22 protein-coding genes are annotated in these 23,312 nt (G+C 73.8%); 10 read left to right on the plus strand and 12 right to left on the minus strand.

The window, feature by feature from the left end; translation table 11 throughout:
* Positions 1 to 1,509: a tripartite tricarboxylate transporter permease gene (locus ACFYXE_RS35455; RefSeq protein ID WP_389319751.1), complete on the plus strand. Its 1,509-nt coding sequence runs from the start codon at positions 1 to 3 to the stop codon at positions 1,507 to 1,509.
* Positions 1,506 to 1,988, plus strand: coding sequence for a GNAT family N-acetyltransferase (locus ACFYXE_RS35460; RefSeq protein ID WP_389319754.1), 483 nt, complete (start codon positions 1,506 to 1,508; stop codon positions 1,986 to 1,988). The genes ACFYXE_RS35455 and ACFYXE_RS35460 overlap by 4 nt, the downstream gene beginning before the upstream one ends.
* Before the next feature lie 40 nt (positions 1,989 to 2,028).
* On the opposite strand, the gene ACFYXE_RS35465 is transcribed toward ACFYXE_RS35460, so the two are convergent.
* From ACFYXE_RS35465 to ACFYXE_RS35475, 3 genes are all read right to left on the minus strand, one after another.
* A complete protein-coding gene (locus ACFYXE_RS35465) occupies positions 2,029 to 2,169 on the minus strand; it encodes a hypothetical protein (RefSeq protein WP_361168364.1) in 141 nt (46 codons plus the stop codon).
* A gap of 116 nt (positions 2,170 to 2,285) precedes the next feature.
* On the minus strand, positions 2,286 to 2,789 hold the full coding sequence (locus tag ACFYXE_RS35470) for a DUF402 domain-containing protein (protein WP_389319758.1): 504 nt from the start codon (positions 2,787 to 2,789) through the stop codon (positions 2,286 to 2,288).
* A complete protein-coding gene (locus ACFYXE_RS35475) occupies positions 2,770 to 3,711 on the minus strand; it encodes a GNAT family N-acetyltransferase (protein ID WP_389319761.1) in 942 nt (313 codons plus the stop codon). Before ACFYXE_RS35475 ends, ACFYXE_RS35470 begins: the two co-directional genes overlap by 20 nt.
* A gap of 145 nt (positions 3,712 to 3,856) precedes the next feature.
* Between ACFYXE_RS35475 and ACFYXE_RS35480 the strand changes: the two genes are divergently transcribed.
* Positions 3,857 to 4,237, plus strand: a complete 381-nt coding sequence (locus ACFYXE_RS35480) for a GntR family transcriptional regulator (protein ID WP_389319764.1) — start codon at positions 3,857 to 3,859, stop codon at positions 4,235 to 4,237.
* Positions 4,238 to 4,345: 108 nt separating this feature from the next.
* Here ACFYXE_RS35480 and ACFYXE_RS35485 read toward each other — a convergent pair whose 3' ends face one another.
* Positions 4,346 to 5,440 (minus strand): DUF5925 domain-containing protein, encoded by a 1,095-nt coding sequence (locus tag ACFYXE_RS35485; protein ID WP_389319767.1) that lies wholly within the window; start codon positions 5,438 to 5,440, stop codon positions 4,346 to 4,348.
* A 202-nt stretch (positions 5,441 to 5,642) separates the two neighbouring features.
* On the opposite strand from ACFYXE_RS35485, the gene ACFYXE_RS35490 reads away from it, so the two are divergent.
* Complete coding sequence (locus ACFYXE_RS35490) at positions 5,643 to 6,464, plus strand: SGNH/GDSL hydrolase family protein (protein ID WP_389319770.1); 822 nt, start codon at positions 5,643 to 5,645, stop codon at positions 6,462 to 6,464.
* An 18-nt stretch (positions 6,465 to 6,482) separates the two neighbouring features.
* On the opposite strand, the gene ACFYXE_RS35495 is transcribed toward ACFYXE_RS35490, so the two are convergent.
* Entirely contained in the window at positions 6,483 to 8,162 is a 1,680-nt protein-coding gene (locus tag ACFYXE_RS35495) for a serine/threonine-protein kinase (RefSeq protein WP_389319773.1), read from the minus strand.
* Between the two features lie 400 nt (positions 8,163 to 8,562).
* Here ACFYXE_RS35495 and ACFYXE_RS35500 point away from each other — a divergent pair, with 400 nt between their 5' ends.
* Positions 8,563 to 8,832, plus strand: a complete 270-nt coding sequence (locus tag ACFYXE_RS35500; RefSeq protein WP_361168343.1) for a hypothetical protein — start codon at positions 8,563 to 8,565, stop codon at positions 8,830 to 8,832.
* A gap of 338 nt (positions 8,833 to 9,170) precedes the next feature.
* Here ACFYXE_RS35500 and ACFYXE_RS35505 read toward each other — a convergent pair whose 3' ends face one another.
* Genes ACFYXE_RS35505 through hmgA form a run of 3 tightly spaced genes read right to left on the minus strand, consistent with a single transcriptional unit; the run spans position 9,171 to position 12,524 of the window.
* Entirely contained in the window at positions 9,171 to 10,376 is a 1,206-nt protein-coding gene (locus ACFYXE_RS35505; RefSeq protein ID WP_389319777.1) for a type ISP restriction/modification enzyme, read from the minus strand.
* A 36-nt stretch (positions 10,377 to 10,412) separates the two neighbouring features.
* A complete protein-coding gene (locus ACFYXE_RS35510) occupies positions 10,413 to 11,162 on the minus strand; it encodes a GntR family transcriptional regulator (RefSeq protein ID WP_361168337.1) in 750 nt (249 codons plus the stop codon).
* A 12-nt stretch (positions 11,163 to 11,174) separates the two neighbouring features.
* Positions 11,175 to 12,524 (minus strand): homogentisate 1,2-dioxygenase, encoded by a 1,350-nt coding sequence (gene hmgA, locus ACFYXE_RS35515; protein ID WP_389319781.1) that lies wholly within the window; start codon positions 12,522 to 12,524, stop codon positions 11,175 to 11,177.
* 100 nt (positions 12,525 to 12,624) lie between these two features.
* Between hmgA and ACFYXE_RS35520 the strand changes: the two genes are divergently transcribed.
* From ACFYXE_RS35520 to ACFYXE_RS35530, 3 genes are all read left to right on the plus strand, one after another.
* Complete coding sequence (locus ACFYXE_RS35520) at positions 12,625 to 13,320, plus strand: TetR/AcrR family transcriptional regulator (RefSeq protein WP_389319784.1); 696 nt, start codon at positions 12,625 to 12,627, stop codon at positions 13,318 to 13,320.
* 172 nt (positions 13,321 to 13,492) lie between these two features.
* Complete coding sequence (locus ACFYXE_RS35525) at positions 13,493 to 14,947, plus strand: CitMHS family transporter (RefSeq protein ID WP_389319787.1); 1,455 nt, start codon at positions 13,493 to 13,495, stop codon at positions 14,945 to 14,947.
* Positions 14,947 to 16,212: an MFS transporter gene (locus ACFYXE_RS35530; protein ID WP_389319790.1), complete on the plus strand. Its 1,266-nt coding sequence runs from the start codon at positions 14,947 to 14,949 to the stop codon at positions 16,210 to 16,212. The genes ACFYXE_RS35525 and ACFYXE_RS35530 overlap by 1 nt, the downstream gene beginning before the upstream one ends.
* On the opposite strand, the gene ACFYXE_RS35535 is transcribed toward ACFYXE_RS35530, so the two are convergent.
* Positions 16,196 to 17,413: a S8 family peptidase gene (locus ACFYXE_RS35535; RefSeq protein ID WP_389319793.1), complete on the minus strand. Its 1,218-nt coding sequence runs from the start codon at positions 17,411 to 17,413 to the stop codon at positions 16,196 to 16,198. The genes ACFYXE_RS35530 and ACFYXE_RS35535 overlap by 17 nt on opposite strands.
* A 582-nt stretch (positions 17,414 to 17,995) precedes the next feature.
* On the opposite strand from ACFYXE_RS35535, the gene ACFYXE_RS35540 reads away from it, so the two are divergent.
* Together ACFYXE_RS35540 and ACFYXE_RS35545 are read left to right on the plus strand one after the other, a co-directional pair.
* Complete coding sequence (locus ACFYXE_RS35540; RefSeq protein ID WP_389319796.1) at positions 17,996 to 19,384, plus strand: aldehyde dehydrogenase family protein; 1,389 nt, start codon at positions 17,996 to 17,998, stop codon at positions 19,382 to 19,384.
* A 47-nt stretch (positions 19,385 to 19,431) separates the two neighbouring features.
* Complete coding sequence (locus ACFYXE_RS35545; protein WP_389319901.1) at positions 19,432 to 20,511, plus strand: zinc-binding dehydrogenase; 1,080 nt, start codon at positions 19,432 to 19,434, stop codon at positions 20,509 to 20,511.
* A 22-nt stretch (positions 20,512 to 20,533) separates the two neighbouring features.
* Here the strand turns inward: ACFYXE_RS35545 and ACFYXE_RS35550 are convergent, their stop codons facing one another.
* The 3 genes from ACFYXE_RS35550 to ACFYXE_RS35560 form a co-directional block, all read right to left on the minus strand.
* Positions 20,534 to 21,487, minus strand: coding sequence for an urea transporter (locus ACFYXE_RS35550; RefSeq protein ID WP_389319799.1), 954 nt, complete (start codon positions 21,485 to 21,487; stop codon positions 20,534 to 20,536).
* A 116-nt stretch (positions 21,488 to 21,603) separates the two neighbouring features.
* Positions 21,604 to 22,566 (minus strand): DMT family transporter, encoded by a 963-nt coding sequence (locus tag ACFYXE_RS35555; RefSeq protein ID WP_389319802.1) that lies wholly within the window; start codon positions 22,564 to 22,566, stop codon positions 21,604 to 21,606.
* A 113-nt stretch (positions 22,567 to 22,679) separates the two neighbouring features.
* The gene (locus ACFYXE_RS35560) at positions 22,680 to 23,270 is read right to left on the minus strand and encodes a dihydrofolate reductase family protein (RefSeq protein ID WP_389319805.1); all 591 of its coding nucleotides are present in this window, start codon (positions 23,268 to 23,270) and stop codon (positions 22,680 to 22,682) included.
* Positions 23,271 to 23,312: the final 42 nt, after the last annotated feature.

Raw genomic sequence — 23,312 nt, forward strand, 5'->3', positions numbered from 1 at the left:
ATGAACGCCTTCAACTCCTTGATGGACGGATTCGGCACGGCCCTCACCCCGGTCAACCTCCTGTGGGCCGCCGTCGGCGTGCTGCTCGGCACCGCGATCGGCGTGCTGCCCGGCATCGGCCCCGCCATGGCCGTCGCCCTGCTCCTCCCGGTGACCTACGGACTCGAACCGACCGGCGCCTTCATCATGTTCGCGGGCATCTACTACGGCGCGATGTTCGGCGGCTCGACCACCTCGATCCTGCTCAACACCCCGGGCGAGAGCGCCGCCGTCGTCGCCGCCATGGAAGGCCATCCGATGGCCAGGGCGGGGCGCGGCGCACAGGCCCTCGCGGCCGCCGCCATCGGCCACTTCGCGGGCGGCATGATCGGCACGCTGCTCCTGGTGGCGCTCGCGCCGACCGTCGCCGACCTCGCCGTCGACATCGGCGCGCCCGACTACTTCGCCATCATGGTCCTCGCGTTCATCGCGGTGACCTCCGTGCTCGGCTCCTCCCGCATCCGCGGCCTCGCCTCCCTGCTGATCGGCCTCACCATCGGCCTGGTCGGCCTGGACCAGATGACCGGCCAGCAGCGGCTCACGTTCGGCTCGCTCCAACTCGCCGACGGCGTGGACGTGGTGATCGTCGCGGTGGGCCTCTTCGCGATCGGCGAGGCCCTGTGGGTCGCCGCACACCTGCGCCGCACCGGCGGACAGGCGATCCCGGTGGGCCGCCCCTGGCTGGAGAGGAAGGACCTCAAGCGCACCTGGAAGTCCTGGCTGCGCGGCCCCCTCATCGGCTTCCCCTTCGGCGCGATCCCCGCGGGCGGCGCGGAGATCCCCACCTTCCTCTCCTACGTCACCGAGAAGCGCCTGTCCCGGCACAAGGACGAGTGGGGCAAGGGCGCCATCGAAGGGGTGGCGGGCCCCGAGTCGGCCTCGTCCGCCTCCGCCGCGGGCACCCTCGTCTCCATGCTGACGCTCGGCCTGCCCACGACCGCCGTCGCCGCCGTGATGCTCGCCGCCTTCCAGCAGTACGGCATCCAGCCCGGGCCCCTGCTCTTCGAGCGCGAGGCGGACCTCGTGTGGGGCCTCATCGCCTCGCTGTTCGTCGGCATGGTGCTCCTGCTCGCGCTGAACCTGCCGCTCGCCCCGCTCTGGGCCAAGCTGCTGCGCATCCCGCGGCCCTACCTGTACGCCGGCATCCTCTTCTTCGCCGCGGTCGGCGCCTACGCGGTCGGCGGCGAACCGCTCGACCTCGTGATCCTGCTCGTCATCGGCCTGATCGGGTTCGGCATGCGGCGCTACGGACTGCCCGTGCTGCCCGCCGTCATCGGCGTCATCCTCGGCCCCAACGCCGAACAGCAGCTGCGGCGCGCCCTGCAGATCAGCGACGGCAGCGTCCGGGGCCTGGTCGACACGCCGTTCTCCCTGACGGTCTACGGCCTCATCGTCCTGATCGTGGCGTGGCCCCTGGTGCGGAAGGCGGTGGTGCGGGTGAGGCGACGTGGCGTAGACGTAGAGGCATGACCACACCCGAGGGCCCCGCCGCCGTCCGTCCCGCCACCGCAGCCGACGTGCCCGCCGTCCGTGCGGTCACGGACGCCGCGTACCGCCACTACATCGACCGCATCGGCGTCGTCCCCGCCCCGATGGAGGCCGATCACGCGGCCGACGTGGCGGCGGGGTTCGTCTTCGTCACCGGGGATCCCGTGGTGGGGCTCCTGGTGCTCGTGCCGCGCCCCTACGAGGGCCGCCTCCTGCTGCAGTCCGTCGCCGTCCACCCCGACGCGGCGGGGCAGGGGGTGGGACGCCGCCTGCTCGCCTTCGCGGAGACCCACGCGCGGGCACTCGGACTCATCGAGATCCAGCTCTACACCAACGCCCTGATGCGGGAGAACCAGAAGATCTATCCGCGCCTCGGCTACGAGGTCGTCGAGCGGCGCGTGGACGGGCCCTACGACCGCGTGCACTACCGCAAGCGGCTGGCGGACCCGGGCAACGGCTGACGGCGTGCCGTCGCCCGCGGGCCGACCGCCCGGGCCGCGCTCACCCGTCCGGCCACCACGTCCGCTGGACGTCCTTGCGGACCTCGGGCCTCTCCCGCGGCGCGACCTCCGCCTCCTGCCGCTCCCGCACCCGACGACTCACCGACTTGCTCACGGTCTTGTGTGTGGTCACTCGCCGCATGACGGCCTCCCTGACTCCCGGCGCCCTGCCTTCCTGATGTCCAATTCCGGCCCGGGGTAGACCTGTTCGAGCGCGGTTTCTGATCGAGGGCCGGATGCCGGACGTGCGCCGCGGGCTCAGGCCAGGTCGAAACCGGGGCCCTCGGCCATCGCCTCCAGCTCGTCCAGGGCGCGCACCGCCGCCCGCGCCGCGGCCGGGTCGCCCGTCGGCAGACCGCTCCGCGCGAACTCGTCCTCGTCCAGGCGCAGCACCGTCGCGCGGTCCGCCGAGCACCACAGGTCCAGGTCCAGATCCTCCACCGTGAGGAGGGGGCCGGAGCGCACCGCGGGGCGGGTCACGTCGCAGTACCAGCCCTTGAGGGTGCCGTCCGCGGCGTACACCTCCTTGATCGCGTACCAGCGGTCGCGCCAGTAGTGCTCGGTGAAGACGTCGCCCGGCTCGAAGCGGACGAAACCGAAGTCGCGCACGTGCGGGGCCGCCCAGGGGGCCCGCACGGTGACGCGGGTGCCGTCGTCGTGGAGCAGCCGGGCGGGGTAGCGGATCTTGGTGCGGCCCGCCTTCACCAGGGCGACGTCCAGGGTGTCCGCCGATGCCGCCGGGTCAGTCGAGAGTGCGGGCATGGCGTACCTCCGTTCCACAGATCTCGTAGCCGAACCACTTGTTGATGGCCAGCATCGGTCCGTTGCCGGCGTCGTTGCCCGTGAAGGCGTCCGTGCAGCCGGCCGCGCGGGCCCGGTGCAGGGAGTCGTTCTTGGCGAGCTTGGCCAGGCCGCGGCCGCGGTGGGCGCGCGCGGTGCCCGTCATCCCGGAGGCGTAGCGGCCCGCGCCGTCCGTGCGGGCCAGGCTGAACGCCGCCGGGGTGCCGTCCACCAGCGCCACGGTCGTCAGCTCCTGGCTGACCAGCGGATGCCGCCAGGTCTCGGCGAGCCAGTGCCCGTAGTCCGTGAACTCCGCCGCCACGTCGCTCGGTTCGTCCGCGACCGTCTCCGCGTCGAGGGCGAAGAGCGGGCGTGCGTCGTCCGCGTACACCGCGCCGCTGACCAGCTCCACCCCGGCGGGCGGCGCCTGGCGGGGCGGCAGCGCGCCGTGCGCCAGGTCCAGGCGCAGGAAGTGCGCGCTGCGCCGCGCCGCGTAGCCGTGCCGGGCCGCGAAGGCGAGGTCGGCGGGCGTGTCGAGCACCCACGTGTACACGGTCCGCACGCCCGCGTCCGCCAGGTACTCCTCCGCCGTGCGCAGGAGCAGCGTCCCCGCGCCCCGGCCGAGCCGCTCCGGACGGACGTAGACGTTGGCGAACCCCTGCCCCGGCTCCGGGCTGTCGTGGGCGAGGCCGACCTGGGCCGTGCCGATGATCTCGCCGCCGTCGGTCTCGGCGATCAACTGCCGGTAGCCGGAGTCCGGATGGGCGTGCGCGCGGTCGAAGGCGACCGATGCGGAGGTGGCCAGCATGGCGGGGACACAGGCACGGCGTACGGCGGCGAAGCCCGCGTCGTCCGCCGCGGCGGACGGCCCGTCGGTGCGCAGGGCTCGGACGATCACTGTCATGGGGCCGCACGCTACGCGCGGGCCGCGCCGTGCCGCCTCCCATTTTCCGCGGTGCCCCGCGGGACCGGCCCCACCGCTCCGTGGGGTGTGCGCCCGATGCGTGCGGCCGGGCGCGGCGGGGCGGGTCGTGCGGGAGAATCACCCCGTGACCTTGAAGATCGACATCGATGGGGGCGCGGGCGACGCGCCGTACGAGCAGGTGCGGGCGCAGATCGCCGAGCAGGCGCGGTCGGGGGCGCTGCCGGCGGGCTACAAGCTGCCCACCGTGCGGGGGCTCGCCGAGTCGCTCGGCCTCGCGGCCAACACCGTGGCCAAGGCGTACCGGGCCCTGGAGGGGGACGGCGTCATCGAGACGCGGGGCCGCAACGGGACGTTCGTCGCCGCGGCGGGCGACGCGGCGGCGCGGGCCGTGTCGGCGGAGGCGCGGGGCTTCGCCGAGCGGGCCCGGCGGCTCGGCCTCTCGCAGGAGGAGGCGCTTGCCGCGGCGCGGGACGCCTTGCGGGCGGTGTACGGGAGTTCCCGCTAGCGGCCGGGTGGCAGCCCGGGCGGGTTCGGGCGCGGACGCGGCGTCGCGTGGCTGGTCGTGAGGCTCCCGTTCGCCCCTCGGTGTCCAGGGGGGCGAACAGGGAGCCGTCTACAGATACAGGCCCGCGTCCGCGCCCTCCCGCTGGTCCGGGACCGACGTGGGGCTCGTGCCGCGGCGGAGGGCGAAGAGCTCCGCCAGGGTCGCGCCCTCGCGGCCCACGCCCTCCTCCGTGCCGAGCCACTCCACCGCCTCCGGGCGGGTCAGCGGGCCGACCTCGATACGGGCCAGACAGCGGCCGGGGCGGACCACCGCGGGGTGCAGGCGCTCCAGGTCCTCGTTGGTCGTGACGCCCACCAGGACGTTGCGCCCCTGGCCCAGCAGGCCGTCCGTCAGGTTGAGCAGCCGTGAGAGTGCCTGGCCCGCCGTGTGCTTGGCCTCGCCGCGGATCAGCTCGTCGCAGTCCTCCAGGAGCAGCAGCCGCCAGCGGCCCTTCGCCGTCCCGTCGTCCTCGCCGATCGCGATGTCCATCAGATAGCCGACGTCCCCGAACAGCCGCTCCGGGTCCAGCACGCAGTCCACCTGGCACCAGTCCCGCCACGACCGCGCCAGCGTCCGCAGCGCCGACGTCTTGCCCGTGCCCGGCGGGCCGTGCAGCAGGAGCAGCCGTCCCGAGATGTCCTCCGGCGTGGTCTTCATCAGCGAGTCCATCGCGTCGGCCACCGGCCCCGTGTAGTTGGGGCGCACCTCGTCCCACGTGCCGGCCGAGATCTGCCGGGTGGTGCGGTGCGGGCCGCGGCGCGGGGAGACGTACCAGAAGCCCATGGTCACGTTCTCCGGCTGGGGCTCGGGCTCGTCCTGCGCGTCGTCCGTGGCCTGCTTCAGGACCTTCTCGGCGAGCTCGGCGGTGGTGGCCGTCACCGTGACGTCCGCGCCGCGGTTCCAGCGGGAGACCAGCAGCGTCCAGCCGTCGCCCTCGGCGAGCGTCGCGCTGCGGTCGTCGTCGCGCGCCGCGCGCAGCACCGTCGCCCCGGGCGGCAGCAGCGTGGAACCCGACTTGACCCGCTCGATGTTCGCACTGTGCGAGAAGGGCTGCTCGCCGGTGGCGAAGCGGCCGAGGAAGAGCGCGTCCACGACATCCGCGGGGGAGTCGCTGTCGTCGACGTTGAGCCGGATCGGCAGGGCGTCCTGTGGGTTCGCAGACATGCCGCCATGATCCGCCAGTACCCGCCGTCGTGCATCCGGTTTCCGCAGTGCGCCCCCTTTGTCCCGCCGCGGCTCCGGAGGGAGGAGCGAACTCCCTCTACGGGAGAGGGGATTGTTGAGGAACTTATTGACATGAACACTATCGGCGGCCCGGGGTGCGTGCTACCACGGTCGAGGCAGCAATCCTGCTAAGGGAGGTTCCATGAAATTGTCCCGCATCACGGCATACATGTCCTCGCTCCTCCTCGCCCTCGTCCTCGCCCTCACCGGGGCAGCGGCGGCGCACGCGGCCCCGGCGGCCGACCAGCGGGCCGCGGCAACGGGCTATGTGGCCCTCGGCGACTCCTACTCCTCGGGTGTCGGCGCGGGCAGTTACGACGGCGGCAGCGGCAACTGCAAGCGCAGCACCCGCGCCTACCCCGCCCTGTGGGCAGCCGCCCACTCACCCTCAAGCTTCAACTTCGTCGCGTGCTCGGGTGCTCGTACGGGTGATGTCCTGGCGAACCAGCTGGGCCCGCTCGGCTCCGGAACCGGTCTCGTCTCGATCTCCATCGGCGGCAACGACGCGGGCTTCGCCGACGTCATGACGACCTGTGTCCTGCAGTCCGAGAGCAACTGTCTGGCCCGCATCAACCAGGCGCGCGCCTACGTCGACTCCACGCTCCCCGGCAACCTCGACCGGGTGTACGACGCGATCAGCGCCCGGGCCCCCTCGGCCCACGTCGTCGTGCTCGGCTACCCCCGCTTCTACAAGCTGGGCGGCAGCTGCCTGGCCGGCCTCTCCGAGCGCGAGCGGTCCGCCATCAACTCCGCCTCCGACTACCTGAACACGGCCACCGCCAAGCGGGCCGCGGACCACGGCTTCACGTTCGGCGACGTCACGTCCGCGTTCACCGGGCACGAGATCTGCTCGGGCAACGCCTGGCTGCACAGCGTCAACTGGACCAACATCGGCGAGTCCTACCACCCCACCGCCGCGGGGCAGTCCGGCGGCTACCTCCCGGTCTTCACCGCGGCGGCCTGACCCCCGCCCCGGCCCCCGCTACGAGTTCGGCGCGTAGGAGGAGGCCCCGCCCGTCGGGGTCTCCTGCTCGCAGGTGACCGTGTACGCGACCGCGTTCGAGGTGGCCTTCACCGGAGCGCGCACCTCGACGCTGATCGAGTTCTCGTACGTCCCGCCCCCCTCGTCGTACGCCGTCTCGACGTGGTTGACCTGCCGCGTCCCGGCACCCCCGGCGGGGAAGGACAGCGTCTTCCAGCCCGGCTCGCCCGGTTCACCGGACCGCGTGACCCAGCGGTACTCGACGGTGGCGGGGACGCGTCCCACCGTGAACGTCGCGGTGAACGAGGGCGCCTGACCCGCCGCCGGCGGGCAGGCGCCCTCGTACTGCGTGTGGGCGGCGGACACGTGCACCCGCACGGACTGGGCGGGCCGGGTGGTCTTTCCCCCGCCGCTCCCGCTGTTCCCGTCGCCCTTCCCGCTTCCCTTGCCGCTCCCGTCGCCCTTCTCGCCGGCCGAGCCGCCGTCGCCCTCGTCCGTGGCGTCGGCCGACGTGGAATCCTCCGAGCCGCCCGACGCGGCGGGGCTCCCGCCCTGCGAACTCCCGCCGTCGTCACCCTTGCCCCCGTCGTCGTCCCTGTTGACCAGGGCGTACGTGATCCCGCCCAGGGCGAGCGCCAGCGCGACGAGGCCGGCGACCAGGACGAAGGCCGCGCGGCGCGAGCGCTCCGGCCGGGCCGGCGTGGTGGCCGTGGTGGTCCCGTAGGGCTGGTGCTGCTGCCCCTGCGGTGGCGGGGGGACGGGGAAGGGGGCGGGCGGTGTCGGTCCGAGCGAGGGGCGCCGGGCCGTGGTCGTCGGCATGGAGGGCAGGGGCGTCCCGGTGCGCGGGGTGCCGCCCGCCGCGACGGTCCGCAGGTCGCGCTCCGCGTCGGCGGCGGACATCCGCTCCGCCGGGTCCTTGCGCAGCAGCCCCTCGACGACCGGGGCGAGCGGCCCGGCGCCGCGGGCGGGCGGCAGCGCCTCGTCCACGACCGCCCGCAGGGTGCTCAGCGGGGTGTCCTGGCGGAACGGCGAGCTGCCCTCCACCGCCGCGTACAGCAGGACGCCGAGCGACCACAGGTCGGACGCGGGCCCGGCCGGGTGCCCCAGCGCCCGCTCCGGGGCGAGGAACTCGGGCGACCCGACGACCTCGCCGGTCATGGTGAGCGCCGAGCTGCCCTCGACGACGGCGATGCCGAAGTCGGTCAGCACGACGCGGCCGTCGTTGGCGATCAGGACGTTGCCCGGCTTGACGTCGCGGTGCAGGACCCCGGCGTCGTGGGCGGCGCGCAGGGCGGCGAGCACCTCGGCGCCGATGTGGGCGGCCCGCTGCGGCGGCAGCGCCCCCTCGGCCTCCAGGACGTCGGACAGCGACAGGCCGCGCACCAGCTCCATGACGATCCACGGCCGGCCGCCCTCGTGCGCCACGTCGTAGACCGTGACCACGTTCCGGTGCGGGATACGGGCGGCGGCCCAGGCCTCGCGCTCCAGGCGGGCGTACAGCCGGTCGACCTCGCCCGCGGGCAGTCCGGCGGGGGCGCGCACCTCCTTGACGGCGACCTCGCGCCCGAGCACCTCGTCACGGGCCCGCCACACGGTGCCCATCCCGCCTTCGCCCAACGGCGCAAGGAGGCGGTAGCGCCCGGCGATCACGCGCTCTGGCTGGCTCACGGGCGCCCCCATCCGCAGCGGTGCGATTCTTCCCAAAAGTAGCTCAACCGAGCGCTGTTGCGGCCCCCTTGAGCAGCAATCCACGATCCGGGGCGGGCGGCGCCCGGGGGGCGCGCCGGAATCCGCACGTGAGATACCCCACGCCGGTGCCGGTGACCTGCCCGTCAGGGGGCGGGGGCGGCTCCACGGGCGTCCACGGGCGTCCACGGCCCCCGTGGGGCCCGGCGGCGGGCCCAGAGGGGCCTCTGTCGGGGTATGTCCAACTCGCCCTGGAATCAGTTGGATTCGGAGAGTAATCGTCAACCTCCTTGCGGGGTAGGTGAATCCTGTGACCGGGATACACGAGTGTCACCATGGGGCGATAGGGTTAACCTGCCCTGGGCCGGGTGCCCTCGTACGGGTGGGGAGTGACATGGAACAGATAACAGTGCGCAGCAGGGCGCGTGTCCCTGCGATCACGTGTGGCAGCAGCGCGAGCAGCTCGCGCCTCGACCGCCATCTCTCGGTGCTGGGCGGCCCCGCCGTCCCGCAGCGCGAGTCGCACGAGGCGACGTTGCTGATGCGTGAGCTGACCTCGCGTGACGCCGCGCACGCCCGCAGCAGCAGGGGTGCCCGAGTGAGGCGAGTCTCGCTCTTCGCGCCGCTGCGCAGGCTGCGGCGCTCGCTGTTCGGCGGACGCTGACCGCGGGTGGCCCCCGGGACGGAACCGCCGCTCCGCGGCGGATCTTTCCCAGCCACCCCGCTCCCTCCGTCGTCCCGTCACCACCCCCCGGCAACACCCTTGTCCCGCCCACCCGTTGACACGGCCAGGGGCTGGAACCAGCCGTAAAGCGCCGCAGGAATTCGGCCAGACCGCACCGACCGCCGGGCCCTCGCGCCCTCACTCCCCGGGTCGGTGCGGGCTCGGCGCGGATCGCCGCGCCACGGCGCACGAAAGCCCCCGCCCCGCGTGCGTACCACCGCGCCCCTCTTGAGACGCCGTCGCGCACCCACAGGTCACTCCCCGTCACCACAGGGTCGCTACAGCAGGGCGAACTGCCCGTCCGGCCCCTCTTCGTGATGGTCGAGGACCGACGCGGGCCGCCGGGCCGTGTCCGGCACCGGCAGGACACCCGCCCGGCGCAGGTCCCCCGCGGTGAGGGCGGCGGCGTCGAGGGACGCCGTCAACCCGGCCTGCTCCGGGCGCAGTTCCGCGAGCAGCGCGAGCACCGTCACCAGTTCGAGCAGCTCGGACGTCCATGCCCGGGTCCACGCGCCGGGCCGGATCGCCTCCAGCGTCCCCGCCTCGGCCGCCTCCGTGCGCAGCGCGAACCAGCGCTCGACGACGCGCACGCCGCTCACCTCGTACTCCCAGGCCTGCCGCGCCACCGGCGAGACGACGCCCTCCTCGCCGACCCGCAGGACCTCCTCGTCGGCGTCGTAGGCCAGGGCGGCGGGCCGGGCGGGCAGCGGGGCCCGGACGTACGGCCTGCGGCCGCCGGGCAGCTTGGGGCGCTCGCCGTCGCCGCGCAGCTGCAGCCAGAGCAGCCGCTGCCCCAGTGCCAGGCCCCGCGCCCAGACGCCGGCGTCCGCGGTCAGCGGCACCCGGCAGCCCGCCGCCGACCCGGTGCCCGCGGCGAGCACCCAGGCGAGCAGGTCACGCGCGGTGACCTGCTGCCCGAGCACGCCCGACAGATGGGCCAGCAGCCCCGGTGCCACATTGGGCTCCAGGCCGCCGGGGCGGCGGAACAGCGGGCGGACGCGTCCCGGCCGTCCGGCCGGTGACCGCCCGTCCGGCAGCACCCCCGAGGCCAGGACGGCGGGGCCCCGCGCCCCGGGGACGTGCCCCTGCTCGACGGCGAAGACCTGGCCCTCGCCCGCGACCCGCCACAGCTCGGGGCGGGCGACGTCCAGGAGGCGGTGGTCGGGGATCAGCCACTGCTCGTCGAAGGGGCCGTGCAGCACCCGCACCGGCTCGGGGCAGGGACCGCTCTCCCTGGCCAGCCGTCCCGTGCGGCCCGGATGTCCGGGGAGCTGGGCGACGGCGGTGTGCAGGGTGCGGGTGCGGGTGGGACGGAACAGCGCCTCGCGGGCCGGTCCCTCGGCGCGCACCAGCGCGTCCCAACGGGCCTTCAGCGAGGCGGCGTCCGGTCCCATCGGCCACCCGCGGCCCGGCCGGAGCGGTGCGACGGACCACGGCATGAGGTCCGCGAGCAGCGGCGCTTCGTCGTGCGTCACGCCCGGCATCGTACGACGGGACCGCGGCGGGCGGACACGCCGCCGTCACGTCGCGTCGAGCGTGACGGAGAAGGAGAAGCGGTCCCCGCGGTAGTGGATGCGGGCCACGTCCAGCGTGCGGCCCTCCTCGTCGTAGGTGACGCCGGTGTAGTGCAGGATCGGGCTGAGCAGCGGCACTTGGAGGAGCCGGGCCGTCTCCGGGTCGGCGAGGGTGGCCTCGACGGTGTCGGTGATCCGGCTGATGCGCATCCCCACCACGTCGCGCAGGACCTTCGTCATCGGCCAGCGCGCGAGGTCGTCCGGGTCGATGCGGGCGGCGAGCTCGGGCCGCACGAAGTTGCGGGCGTGGTTGGTCGGCTCGCCGGTCTTCTCGTCGCTGCGCAGCCGGTGGTACGTCGCCACCTCGGCCGCGCCGGGGAAGTGGGCGGCGAGTTCGGCGGGCGGCGCCGTCACCCCGTGGTCGAGGAGCTCGGTGGTCATGCCCGACTGCTGGGCCACGATCGCGTCGACCGAGCCCAGCAGCCGCACCGGGGAGCCGCGGTGCGCGCTCGGCTCGATGAAGGTGCCGCGCCGCCGGTGGCGGGTGATCAGGCCCTCGTCCTCCAGCTCCTTGAGCGCCTGGCGCATGGTGAGCACGCTCACGCCGTAGTGCCCCGCCAGCTGCTCCTCGGTGGGCAGCCGGAGCGGGGCGTCCGGCGCGCGCCCCAGTATCGAGGCGCGCAGGGACTGCGACACCTGATACCAGAGCGGCAGTTTCCGGTTCAGGACGATCGAGTCCGGGGCGAAAGCGGTCACGGTCTCTCCGCATCAGTTACGGAAGTGGCGCTCCAGACCCTGCCACACGTCGTCGTAGCCGCGCTGCAGGTGGGACGCGGTCGCCGCCTGCCCGGTGGCCGTCACCGGCCAGCGCGTCTCGAACATGAAGGCGAGTCCGTCATCGATCTTCTGCGGCTTCAGCTCGGCGGCCGAGGCCTTCTCGAACGTCTCGCGGTCGGGGCCGTGCGCGGACATCATGTTGTGCAGCGAGCCGCCGCCCGGCACGAAGCCCTCCGCCTTGGCGTCGTACGCGCCGTCGATCAGGCCCATGTACTCGCTCATCACGTTCCGGTGGAAGTACGGCGGCCGGAAGGTGTCCTCGCCCACCAGCCAGCGCGGCGCGAACACCACGAAGTCGACGCCCGCGAGGCCCGGGGTGTCGGACGGCGAGGTGAGCACCGTGAAGATCGAGGGATCCGGGTGGTCGTAGCTGATCGAGCCGATCACGTTGAAGCGGTGCAGGTCGTACACGTACGGGACGTGGTTGCCGTGCCAGGCGACGACGTCGAGCGGGGAGTGGTCGTACGTCGCGCGCCACAGGTTGCCGCAGAACTTGTTCACCACCTCCACCGGGCCCTCGACGTCCTCGTACGCGGCGACCGGTGCCCTGAAGTCCCGTGCGTTCGCCAGGCCGTTGGCGCCGATCGGGCCGAGGTCGGGGAGCTGGAAGGGCGCGCCGTAGTTCTCGCACACGTACCCGCGCGCGCTCGCGTCGAGCAGCTCCACGCGGAAGCGGACACCGCGCGGGATCAGTGCGACCTCGCCGGGCTCCGCGTGCAGCAGGCCGAACTCGGTGCGCAGGAGCAGCCCGCCGTGCTCGGGCACGACGAGCAGTTCGCCGTCGGCGTCGCTGAACACCCGTTCCCGCATCGAGGAGTTGGCGTGGTAGAGGTGAATGCCCATGCCGGTGCGCTGGGTCGCGTCGCCGTTGCCCCCCAGCGTCCACAGGCCCGCCAGGAAGTCGGTGCCGGGCGCCGGCTCGGGGAGCGGGTTCCAGCGCAGCCGGTTCGGGTCCGGCACCGACTCGGTGAAGGGGGCCGTGCGCAGGGCGCCGTTGTCGACGCGCGTGAACCGCGGGTGCGCCGCCGAGGGGCGGATGCGGTAGAGCCAGGAGCGGCGGTTGTGGGCGCGGGGCTCGGTGAAGGCCGAGCCGCTCAGCTGCTCGGCGTACAGCCCGAGGGGTGCGCGCTGGGGGGCGTTGCGGCCGTGCGGCAGGGCGCCGGGCACCGCCTCGGAGCTGTGTTCGTTGCCGAAGCCGGAGAGGTAGGACAGCCCCTCGGCGGTCTTCCGTGCGTCGCTCGCGTCCGTCCGGCCCGCGTTGCCTGCGTGGTCCCCGCTCATCACCGCTCCCTCGTCATGATTCCTATGGAACACCGTAGGATTCACGTTTTCCTTCCGCAAGAGGAAGCCAGGAATGTGAGCGGTGCTCTACTCTCCCGGGATGCGCCACCCGAACCCGCCCCAGGACCCCGCGGACCGCCCGGACGAGCCCGCCGACCGGCCCGCGGGCCGACCCGAGCGGTCCAGGGACCCCCGGCCCCCGGCCTCCCTGCGCCGCGTCCCCGTACAGGAGCGCAGCGCCGAGCGGCTGACCCGGATCCTCGACGCCTGCGCCGCCGTCCTGGACGAGGTCGGCTACGAGGGCCTCACCACCCGCGCCGTGGCCCAGCGCGCGGGCGTCCCGATCGGCTCGGTCTACCGCTTCTTCGGCAACAAGCGCGCCCTCGCCGACGCCCTCGCCCACCGCAACCTCGACCTCTACGCGGAGCGCGTGGCCGCCCGGGTCGCCGGCGTCGGCAGCGGCGACTGGCGCGGGGCCGTCGACGCCGCCTTCGACGAGTACCTCGCGATGATGCGGACCGTCCCCGGCTTCGGCCTCGTCGACTTCGGCATCCCCTCGGCGCCCGACGCGATGCCCGACGCCAACTCGCAGGTGGCCGAGCGGGTGGCCGCCGTCCTCGCGGGACACCTCAGCCGTCCGCTGGACGCGGCCCTGCGCCGCACGATCCTGGTCGGCGTGGAGGCGGTCGACGCCGTCCTGCAGCTGGCGTTCCGCGCCGACCCGGCGGGCGACGCGGCCCTCGTCGACGAGGCGCGCACCCTTCTGCACGCGTACTTCGCCCGGTCCCTCGACTGAACGGCACCGGTGTGCCGCCGGCGCCGCACCGGAGTCGTCACCTGCCTGTGACCAGGAGTTTTGCGCTTATTGCTCGCGCGTCAACATCTTGTTAACGCCGGATCACGAGTCCTAACGTCATCCGGACCGCCAGACCTGGTGGCAGTTCGATGGTGAACGTGAGGTAGCCCCCATGCTGACAATCCTCGGATTCGTCATGATCGCCACCTTCCTGGTGCTGATCATGATGAAGAAGATGTCGCCGATCGCGGCACTGGTGCTGATCCCCGCGCTCTTCTGCGTGTTCGTAGGAAAGGGAGCCCATCTCGGGGACTACGTCCTCGACGGCATCGGCAATCTCGCGCCCACGGCGGCCATGCTCATGTTCGCCATCGTCTACTTCGGCGTCATGATCGACGTCGGCCTCTTCGATCCGATCGTCCGGGGCATCCTGCGCTTCTGCAAGGCGGACCCGGTGCGCATCGTCATCGGCACCGCCGTGCTCGCCGCCATCGTCTCCCTCGACGGCGACGGCTCCACGACCTTCATGATCACCGTCTCGGCGATGTATCCGCTCTACAAGCGCCTCAAGATGAGCCTGGTCGTGATGACGGGCGTCGCCGCCACCGCCAACGGCGTCATGAACACGCTGCCCTGGGGCGGCCCGACGGCCCGCGCCGCGACCGCGCTGAAGGTCGACGCCGCCGACATCTTCGTCCCGATGATCCCGGCGCTCGCCATGGGCCTGGTCGCCGTGTTCCTCCTCTCGTACGCCCTGGGCCTGCGCGAGCGCAAGCGGCTCGGCATCCTCTCCCTCGACGAGGTCCTGCAGAAGGAGACGGCCGAGGAGACGGTCCTGGTCGGCGCGGGCGGCGACGGCCGCACCTCGCTCACGAAGAGCACCGGCGGGACCACCGGCGGCCCGGGCGCGGGCACCGGTTCAGCCGACACGACCGGCACGGACGGCACCGCTGCCGACGCGGACGGGGACGCGGACGACGACGGCTTCCAGGGCCTCGACCCGCACCGCGCCACGCTGCGCCCCAAGCTCTACTGGTTCAACGCGGCCCTCACCGTCCTGCTGCTCACCGCCATGATCATGGAGTGGCTGCCGATCCCGGTCCTCTTCCTCCTCGGCGCCGCGCTCGCCCTGACCGTCAACTTCCCGCACATGCCCGACCAGAAGGCCCGGATCGGCGCGCACGCGGAGAACGTCCTCAACGTCACCGGCATGGTCTTCGCCGCCGCCGTCTTCACCGGCGTCCTGCAGGGCACCGGCATGGTCGACCACATGGCCGACTGGCTCGTCGACGCCATCCCGGACGGCATGGGCCCGCACATGGGCCTGGTGACCGGCCTGCTCTCCATCCCGCTCACCTACTTCATGTCCAACGACGGCTTCTACTTCGGCGTCCTGCCGGTCCTCGCCGAGGCGGGCCAGGCGCACGGCGTGGGCACCCTGGAGATCGCCCGCGCCTCCATCGCGGGCCAGGCCCTGCACATGTCGAGCCCGCTGGTGCCCGCCGTGTACGTGCTGGTCGGCATGGCCAAGGTCGAGTTCGGCGACCACACCAGGTTCACCGTCAAGTGGGCCGTGCTCACCTCGCTCGTGGTGCTGGGCGCCGGAATCCTCTTCGGCATCATCTGATGCCCGACGCGTCATCAGGGCCCGGTGGCCGGGGCTGGCTGCTGCGCCTCGTCATCGCCTTCGGCTTCGCGCAGGGGGCGGTGTCGATGGCGCGGCCCGCCGTCTCCTACCGGGCCCTCTCGCTGGGCGCCGACGAGCGGGCCATCGGCGTCATCGCGGGCGTCTACGCCCTGCTCCCGCTCTTCGCCGCCGTGCCGCTGGGGCGCAGGACCGACCACGGGCGGTGCGCCCCGCTGCTGCCCCTCGGCGTCGTCCTGATCCTCGGCGGCTGCGCGCTGAGCGGCACGGCGGGCGGCCTGGGCTCCCTGGCCGCCTGGAGCGGGCTGATGGGGCTCGGCCACCTCTGCTTCGTGATCGGCGCGCAGTCGATCGTCGCCCGGCAGTCCGCACCCGCCGAACAGGACCGCAACTTCGGCCACTTCACCATCGGCGCCTCGCTCGGCCAGCTCATCGGCCCGATCGCCGCGGGCGCGCTGATCGGCGCCGACACGGGCCGCACCAGCGCCCTCGCGCTGCTCGTCTCCGCGGCCGTCGCGGCGGTCTCCCTCGCCTCGCTGTGGCGCATCGAGCACCGGCGGCCGACGGCCGCGCCGCGGCGCGCCGAACGGGTGCCGGTCCTCGGCATCCTGCGCACCCGGGGCGTGCCCGCGGGCATCTTCATCAGCCTCGCCGTGCTCTCCGCGACGGACATCCTCACCGCGTACCTGCCGGTGGTCGGCGAGCACCGGGGCATCGCGCCCGCCACCGTCGGGCTGCTGCTCTCGCTGCGGGCGGCGGCCACCATCGCCTGCCGCCTGGTGATGACGCCGATGATCCGGCTGCTCGGCAGGGCCGCGCTGCTGGCCGCCACCTGTCTGCTCGGCGGGCTGCTCTGCGCGGGCCTGGCGCTGCCGGTGCCGGTGTGGGGGCTCGCCCTGATGCTGGGCGCGCTGGGCTTCTGCCTGGGGGTGGGCCAGCCGCTGTCCATGACGACCGTCGTGCAAGCGGCGCCCGACGGCGCCCGCTCGACGGCGCTGGCGCTGCGGCTGACCGGCAACCGCCTCGGGCAGGTCGCCGCGCCCGCCTCCGCCGGTCTGGTCGCCGGGGCCGCCGGGGTGGCCGCGCCGTTCGTGATGCTGGGCGGGCTGCTGCTGGTCGCGGCGGCGCTCGGTGTACGGGGCGGCACGCGCGAGGTCCCCGGAGGCGCCGGCAGCCTCCGGGGACCCGCACACGGCTCCGGCCGGCGAACCGACCGTCAGCCGCGCGGTGTTACGGGACGATCCTGAGCAGCTTGTTCGGCGAACCCGAACCGGGGCCGGTCACGACGTTCGGCGTGGCACCGTTCACCAGCGCCGTGGAGACCTGCGCGGGCGTGGCCGAGGTGTGGCCCGCCAAGTAGACCGCCGCCGCGCCGGCGACGTGCGGGGTCGCCATCGACGTGCCGGAGATGGTGTTGGTCGCCGTGTCGCTGGTGTTCCAGCCCGCCGTGATGTTCACGCCGGGCGCGAACAGGTCGAGGATCGAGCCGTAGTTGGAGAAGCTGGCGCGGGCGTCGGTGTTGCTGGTGGCGCCGACCGTGATGGCCGCGGGCACCCGTGCGGGCGAGGTGTTGCCCGCGTTGGTGTTGGCGTTGCCCGCCGCGACCGCGTAGGTGACGCCGTCGGCGATGGACTTCTTCACCGCGTTGTCCAGCGTGGTGGAAGCACCGCCGCCGAGCGACAGGTTGGCCACGGCCGGGGCGCCCGCCGCGTGGTTGCTGGTCACCCAGTCGATGCCCGCGACGACACCGGCGGTGGTGCCGGAGCCGTTGTTGTCGAGCACGCGGACCGCGACGATCTTGGCCTTCTTGGCGACGCCGTACGTCTTGCCCGCGATGGTCGTGGCGACGTGCGTGCCGTGGCCGTTGCCGTCCTGGGCGGTGTTGTCGCCGTCCACGGCGTCGTAGCCGTTCACCGCGCGGCCACTGATCTCGGAGTGCGTGATGCGCACGCCGGTGTCGATGACGTACGCGGTGACACCGGAACCGGCGCTGTCCGGGTAGGTGTAGGTGCCGGACAGCGGCAGCTTCGGCTGGTCGATGCGGTCCAGGCCCCAGGGGGCGTTGGACTGCGTCGCGTCGGCCCGGAGTCTCTGGTTCTGCTCGACCGAGGCGACCGCGGGATCGGCCGCGAGGCGCTTGGCCTGCGCCTCGGTCAGCTTCGCCGAGTAGCCGTTGAGCGCGGACTTGAAGGTCTTCTGCACCGAGCCGCCGTACTCGGCTATGAGTGCCTTGCCCTGGCCCGTGGCGGCCTTGAGGCCGGAGCCGTCCTTCAGCGTGACGAGGTAGCTGCCCCGCACCGCGTCGGCGGAGTCCGCCGCGATGATGTGGCCCTCGGCGGGGGCGGCGGCCTGGGCGGGCAGGGTGGTGACCGCACCGATGACGGCGGCGGCGGTGGCGGTCGAGATCGCGGCGGCGATCACGGTCTTCTTGCTGCGGAGCGTGGCCATTACGAGGGAGTCCTCCTCATAGGCGGCGTGCCCGTGGTCGGGCGACGCGACTGTGGGGGGTGTGCGCGGGCTCGCACACACAGATGGGAGCGGTGCGTGCCGCTCCCGTCGCAATGAGTAGCGTGGTCGCAACGCGGGCCTGGATCAAGGGAGTTGGGGCCTTGTCATGCGTCTGTCATGAGGCTGACATCGAGTGCGGGTGAATGCGGGGGGTGTGTCCGGATAACGGGCCGGGGCGGCGACGGGAGTGTGTCGGCCGGGGGTGTCCGGGGGCCCGCCGCGGCCGGTGGCCGGTGGCCGGGGGTGCCCGGGGAGGCCCGCCGAGGTCGCCGGTCGGGGTGTCCCGGGGGAAGGGTCGCCGAGGTCGCCGGTCGGGGGTATCCGGGGAAGGCCCGCCGAGGTCGCCGGTCGGCCGAGGCGTCCCGGTGTCCTCTGGCACCCCATGGCGTCCTCTGTCCGCCCATGGCGCCCCCCGGCACCCCATGGCGCCCCCCGGCACCCCGTGGCACTCCCCGGCACCCCCTGGTGCCCGAAAACTATCAGCGCTAGTTTGTAGCGCGGACGACTCTCTGGAGGAATGCGATGAAGGCCCACGACGGGATGTACATCGACGGTGCCTGGCGCCCGGCTGCGGGCACCGACACCATCACGGTCCTCGACCCGGCCGACGAGCGGCCCGTCGGCCGGGTCCCCGCGGGCACCGCGGCCGACATCGACACGGCGGTCCGCGCCGCCCGCGCCGCGCTGCCCGGCTGGGCCGCGACCCCGCCCGCCGCACGCGCCGCCCTGATCGGCGCCCTGCGCGACCGGCTCGTCGCCCGGAAGGACGAGATCGCCGAGACCGTCACCGCCGAGCTCGGCTCCCCGCTGCCGTTCTCCGAGGCCGTGCACGCCGGCGTGCCGATCCTGGTGGCGGGTTCGTACGCGGAGCTCGCCGCGACCCATCCCTTCCAGGAGAAGGTGGGCAACTCCACCGTCTACCTGGAGCCGGTCGGCGTCGTCGGCGCGATCACGCCCTGGAACTACCCCCTGCACCAGATCGTCAACAAGGTGGCCCCGGCGCTCGCCGCGGGCTGCACGGTCGTGCTCAAGCCCGCCGAGGACACCCCGCTGACCGCCCAGCTCTTCGCCGAGGCGGTGCACGAGGCGGGCGTGCCCGCAGGTGTGTTCAACCTGGTCACCGGCCTCGGACCGGTCGCGGGCCAGGCCCTCGCCGAGCACGAGGGCGTCGACCTGGTCTCCTTCACCGGTTCCACCGCGGTCGGGCGGCGGATCGGCGCCGCCGCGGGCGCGGCCGTCAAGCGCGTGGCCCTGGAGCTCGGCGGCAAGTCCGCCAACGTCATCCTGCCGGGCGCCGACCTCGCCAGGGCCGTCAAGGCGGGCGTCGCCAACGTGATGTCCAACTCCGGCCAGACGTGCAGCGCCTGGACCCGCATGCTCGTGCACACCGACCGCTACGACGAGGCGGTCGAGCTCGCCGCGGCCGCCGCCGCCAAGTACGGCTCCCGCATCGGCCCCGTCGTCAACGCCAAGCAGCAGGCGCGGGTGCGCGGCTACATCGAGAAGGGCGTCGAGGAGGGCGCCCGGATCGTGGCGGGCGGCCCCGAAGCGCCCCAGGACAAGGGCTACTTCGTCCGCCCGACCGTCCTCGCCGACGTCACCCCGGAGATGACCGTCGCGCAGGAGGAGATCTTCGGCCCGGTCGTCTCGATCATCCGGTACGCGGACGAGGACGACGCCCTGCGCATCGCCAACGGCACCGTCTACGGGCTCGCGGGCGCCGTCTGGGCGGCCGACGACGCGGAGGCGGTGGCGTTCGCCCGCCGCATGGACACCGGACAGGTCGACATCAACGGCGGCAGCTTCAACCCGCTCGCCCCCTTCGGCGGCTACAAGCAGTCCGGCGTCGGCCGCGAGCTGGGCGCGCACGGTCTGACCGAGTACCTCCAGACCAAGTCCCTGCAGTTCTGACCCGCCGGGCCCCGCGCCCGCCCACCCCCGCCAAGGAGTACGTGAACGTGGTCCGCGCCGCCATCCTCCCCGCCGTCGGCTCCCCGCTGGAGATCGCCGAGATCGAGCTGCCCGAGCCCGGCCCCGGCCAGGTCCGGGTGCGCCTCGCCGCAGCCGGGGTCTGCCACTCCGACCTGTCCCTGTCCAACGGCACGATGCGGGTGCCGGTGCCCGCCGTCCTCGGCCACGAGGGCGCGGGCACCGTCGTCTCCGTCGGGGCGGGCGTCACGCACGTCGCGCCCGGCGACGGCGTCGTCCTGAACTGGGCGCCCTCCTGCGGAAACTGTCACGCCTGCTCGCTCGGCGAGGTGTGGCTGTGCGCCAACGCCCTCGCGGGCGCGGGCGACGTCTACGCCCGCCGGGCCGACGGCACCGACCTGCACCCCGGTCTGAACGTCGCCGCGTTCGCCGAGGAGACGGTCGTCGCGGGCGCCTGCGTGCTGCCGGTCCCCGACGGCGTCCCGCTCGCCGACGCCGCGCTGCTCGGCTGCGCCGTGCTGACCGGGTACGGCGCCGTGCACCACGCGGCGCGGGTCCGCGCGGGCGAGTCGGTCGCCGTCTTCGGGGTCGGCGGGGTCGGCCTCGCCACGCTGCAGGCGGCCCGGATCGCGGGCGCGGCGCGGATCGTCGCGGTGGACGTCTCCGCCGAGAAGGAGGAGCTGGCCCGCTCGGCCGGTGCCACGGACTACGTCGTCGCCTCGGAGGCGACCGCCCGCGAGATCCGCGGCCTCACCGGCGGCCAGGGCGTCGACGTGGCCGTGGAGTGCGTGGGCCGCGCGGTGACGATCCGTACGGCCTGGGAGTCGACGCGGCGCGGCGGGCGCACCACCGTGGTCGGCATCGGCGGCAAGGACCAGCAGGTCACCTTCAACGCCCTGGAGCTCTTCCACTGGGGCAGGACCCTCGCGGGCTGCGTGTACGGCAACGCCGACCCCGCGGCGGACCTGCCCGTGCTCGCCGCGCACGTGCGCGCCGGACGCCTGGACCTGGGCGCCCTGGTGACCGACCGGATCGGCCTGGACGACATCCCCGCCGCCTTCGAGAACATGATCGCGGGCAAGGGGGGACGGGCGCTGGTCGCCTTCTGACCGGAATGCGGCGGCCGGGGCCTCACGTCCCGGCCGCGGGCATCGGCCCGGTGAGCCGCGGAAAGGACTTGGCCGCCCCCAGGAACACCAGCGTCGTCACGACGAACGGCCAGGTGAAGGCGTGTCCGCCGGACGGCGCGAAGAGCGCGGACACCGCGGGGCCGAGCGCGGTCGCGACGGCGGCGCCCACGAGCGCGTACGCGAGGGTCGCGGCCCGCGCGGGCAGGAAGACGCCGCACAGCGCGAGGGCCACCAGGACGGAGTTGTATCCCATCGTGCCGTCGGCGATCCGCGCGGCGGGGGCGCCGAGGGCCCATGCGGTGGCGATGCCCGTCAGGTTGCCGAGGCAGGCGACGGCGGCCGCGCGGCGGCCGGCGACGAGCAGCCCGCAGAGCAGCAGCGCGCCCACGTACCACTGGGGCATCAGGAAGATCTGGCCGAAGCCGGCGAAGAACCCCCGTGCCAGGTCGGCGGGTTCGAGCGCGGTGGGCCCCGCCGCGGGCCGGGTGAGCGCGGCGAGCCCGTCGCCCCGGTGCCAGATCCGCTGGAAGCCCGGTGCCGTGAGCGCCGTCGCGGAGGCGGTGAGGCAGAACGGCAGGGTGAGCGACGGCAGGCCCCAGGAGCCGAACAGCCGCACGGCCGCGGCGGTCACCACCGTCACGACCACGCAGCCCGCGCCCGCGAGCAGCGCCGTCGACAGGTGCTCCGCACCGAGCAGGACCGCGCAACTGAGCGCCGTCAGGCAGGCGTTGAACCCTTCGAGGCCGGTCGCCAGCCGCTCGCGCTCGGCGCCGAGGAGCCACGCGGTGGCCGTGCCCACGGCGGTGCCCGCGAGCCCGTAGAGCCCGTACTCCCAGCCGGCCGCGAAGAGCGCGAGGCAGAAGAGGGCGCCCGTCGCGGCGTTCGGCAGGAAGGTCACCTGCCCCTGCCCGCGCAGTACCTGCGTGGCGAACAGCCGGGCGCGGGGCGGCCCCACGGCCCGTCCCGTACTCCCGGCCGGCCCCCCGGCGTCCCGTGCATCCGTCGCGTACCCCACGGCCACCCCCCGTGTTACGAACCTGTTTCGTCCGACAGGACGGCTGCAGAGTACAGCTACTTTGTCCGGATCGTGGCCTCAGGGGTGGCCGCGGGCCGGGTGCGGGGGCGGGAACGCGCCACCGCGACGCCCGCGAGGCAGAGCGCGCCGCCGCCCAGGGTGACCGCGCCCGGCACTTCGTCGAGCGCGAGCCAGGACATCACGACGACCAGCGCGGGCACGGCGTAGGTCGTCGCGCCCATGCGGCTCGCGGTCGTGCGGGCCAGCGCGTACGCCCAGGTGGTGAAGGCCAGCGCGGTCGGAAAGACGCCCAGGTAGACCATGTTGAGCGTCGCGGAGGCCGGTGCGTGGCCCAGCTCGTCCACCAGCTGTCCCGCGAACGGCAGGCACAGGACGGCGCCCACCAGGCAGCCGAACGTCGTCACCTGCAGGGCGCTCGCGTGGCCGAGCGCGGGCTTCTGGGCGACGACCCCGGCGGCGTACCCCACGGCCGCGATCAGGCAGAGGGCCACGCCGAGCACGGACGCGCGGCCCTCGCCGGACATCGAGAACCCGACGGCGACGGCACCGGCGAACGACACCGCCATGCCCGCCACCAGGCGCGGCGGCAGCGGGTCGCCGAGCAGCCGGGAGCCGAGCAGCGCCACGAGGATCGGTCCGATGTTCACCAGGAGTGCGGCGGTGCCCGCGTCGACCTGCTGTTCGCCCCAGTTGAGGACGACCATGTACACCCCGAACCAGAGCAGTCCCGACACGGCGATCCCCGGCCAGGCGGCCCGTGGCGGCAGCCCTTCTCTGCGGACGGCGCAGATGGCCCCGAGCGTCAGGGCCCCGGCGAGGAGCCGTCCGAGGGCGAGCGCGCCGGGGGAGAAGGCGGCCCCCGCGCTGCGGATGGACACGAAGGCGGAGGCCCACATGACGACGGTGAAGGTGGCGGCGGCCGCGGCGAGCAGCTCGGGGCGGCGGGCGCCTCGGGGCGCGGGGGCGGTGGCCGGGGCGGCGGGGTGAGAGGAGGACATGCGCCGAGGCTAGAGCGCGAACACTTCGGCGCTCACCGCATTATTGCCGCCCCGGCCCCGGCGCTCACGGAATCATCGCCCGCCCCTGCCCCGGTGGTCGCCCCGGTCGTCGGTCACCGCACCGCCTCGAACCACGTCATCGTCACGTCGTTGGGAAAGGACTCGCGCGCGGTGACGCGGAAGCGCGTGGGGTCGAACGTCCCGTCGAAGACCGGGATTCCGGCGCCCGCGACCACGGGGTAGCTCTTGATGACGAGCTCGTCCAGCTCCGGCAGCAGCGCGGCCGCCACCTGCCCGCCGCCGCACAGCCAGATGTCCTGCCCGGGCTGCCGCTTGAGCTCGCGGACCAGCGCGAGCGGGTCGCCGCCGGTCACGGTCACCGCCGGGTCGGGGGCGGCGCCGGGCGTGCGCGACAGGACGTACTGGCGCAGGTGCGCGTACGGCGACGGGGTGCCGTGGGCGAGCGCCTGGCGGTAGGTCCCGTGGCCCATCACGACCGTGTCGAACCGCTGGTTGGCCGCGTCCGCGAGGCCGACGTGCGGACGCAGGGCGGTGGGGACCGTCTCGGGATAGCGCGCGTTGACCCACGCGGCGTAGGCCGCGGCCTGCTCCTCGTCGCCCACGGGGTAGAAGTCGAACTCGCCCCCGGGGCCCGCGATACGACCGTCGATCGAGGCGCCGATGTAGTACACGAGCTTGCGCAAGTGGTAACTCCCCCTGTAGTACTCTCTCTGTAGTGGTTGGAA

The organism is Streptomyces sp. NPDC002564 (assembly GCF_042889645.1).
Lineage (GTDB): Bacteria > Actinomycetota > Actinomycetes > Streptomycetales > Streptomycetaceae > Streptomyces.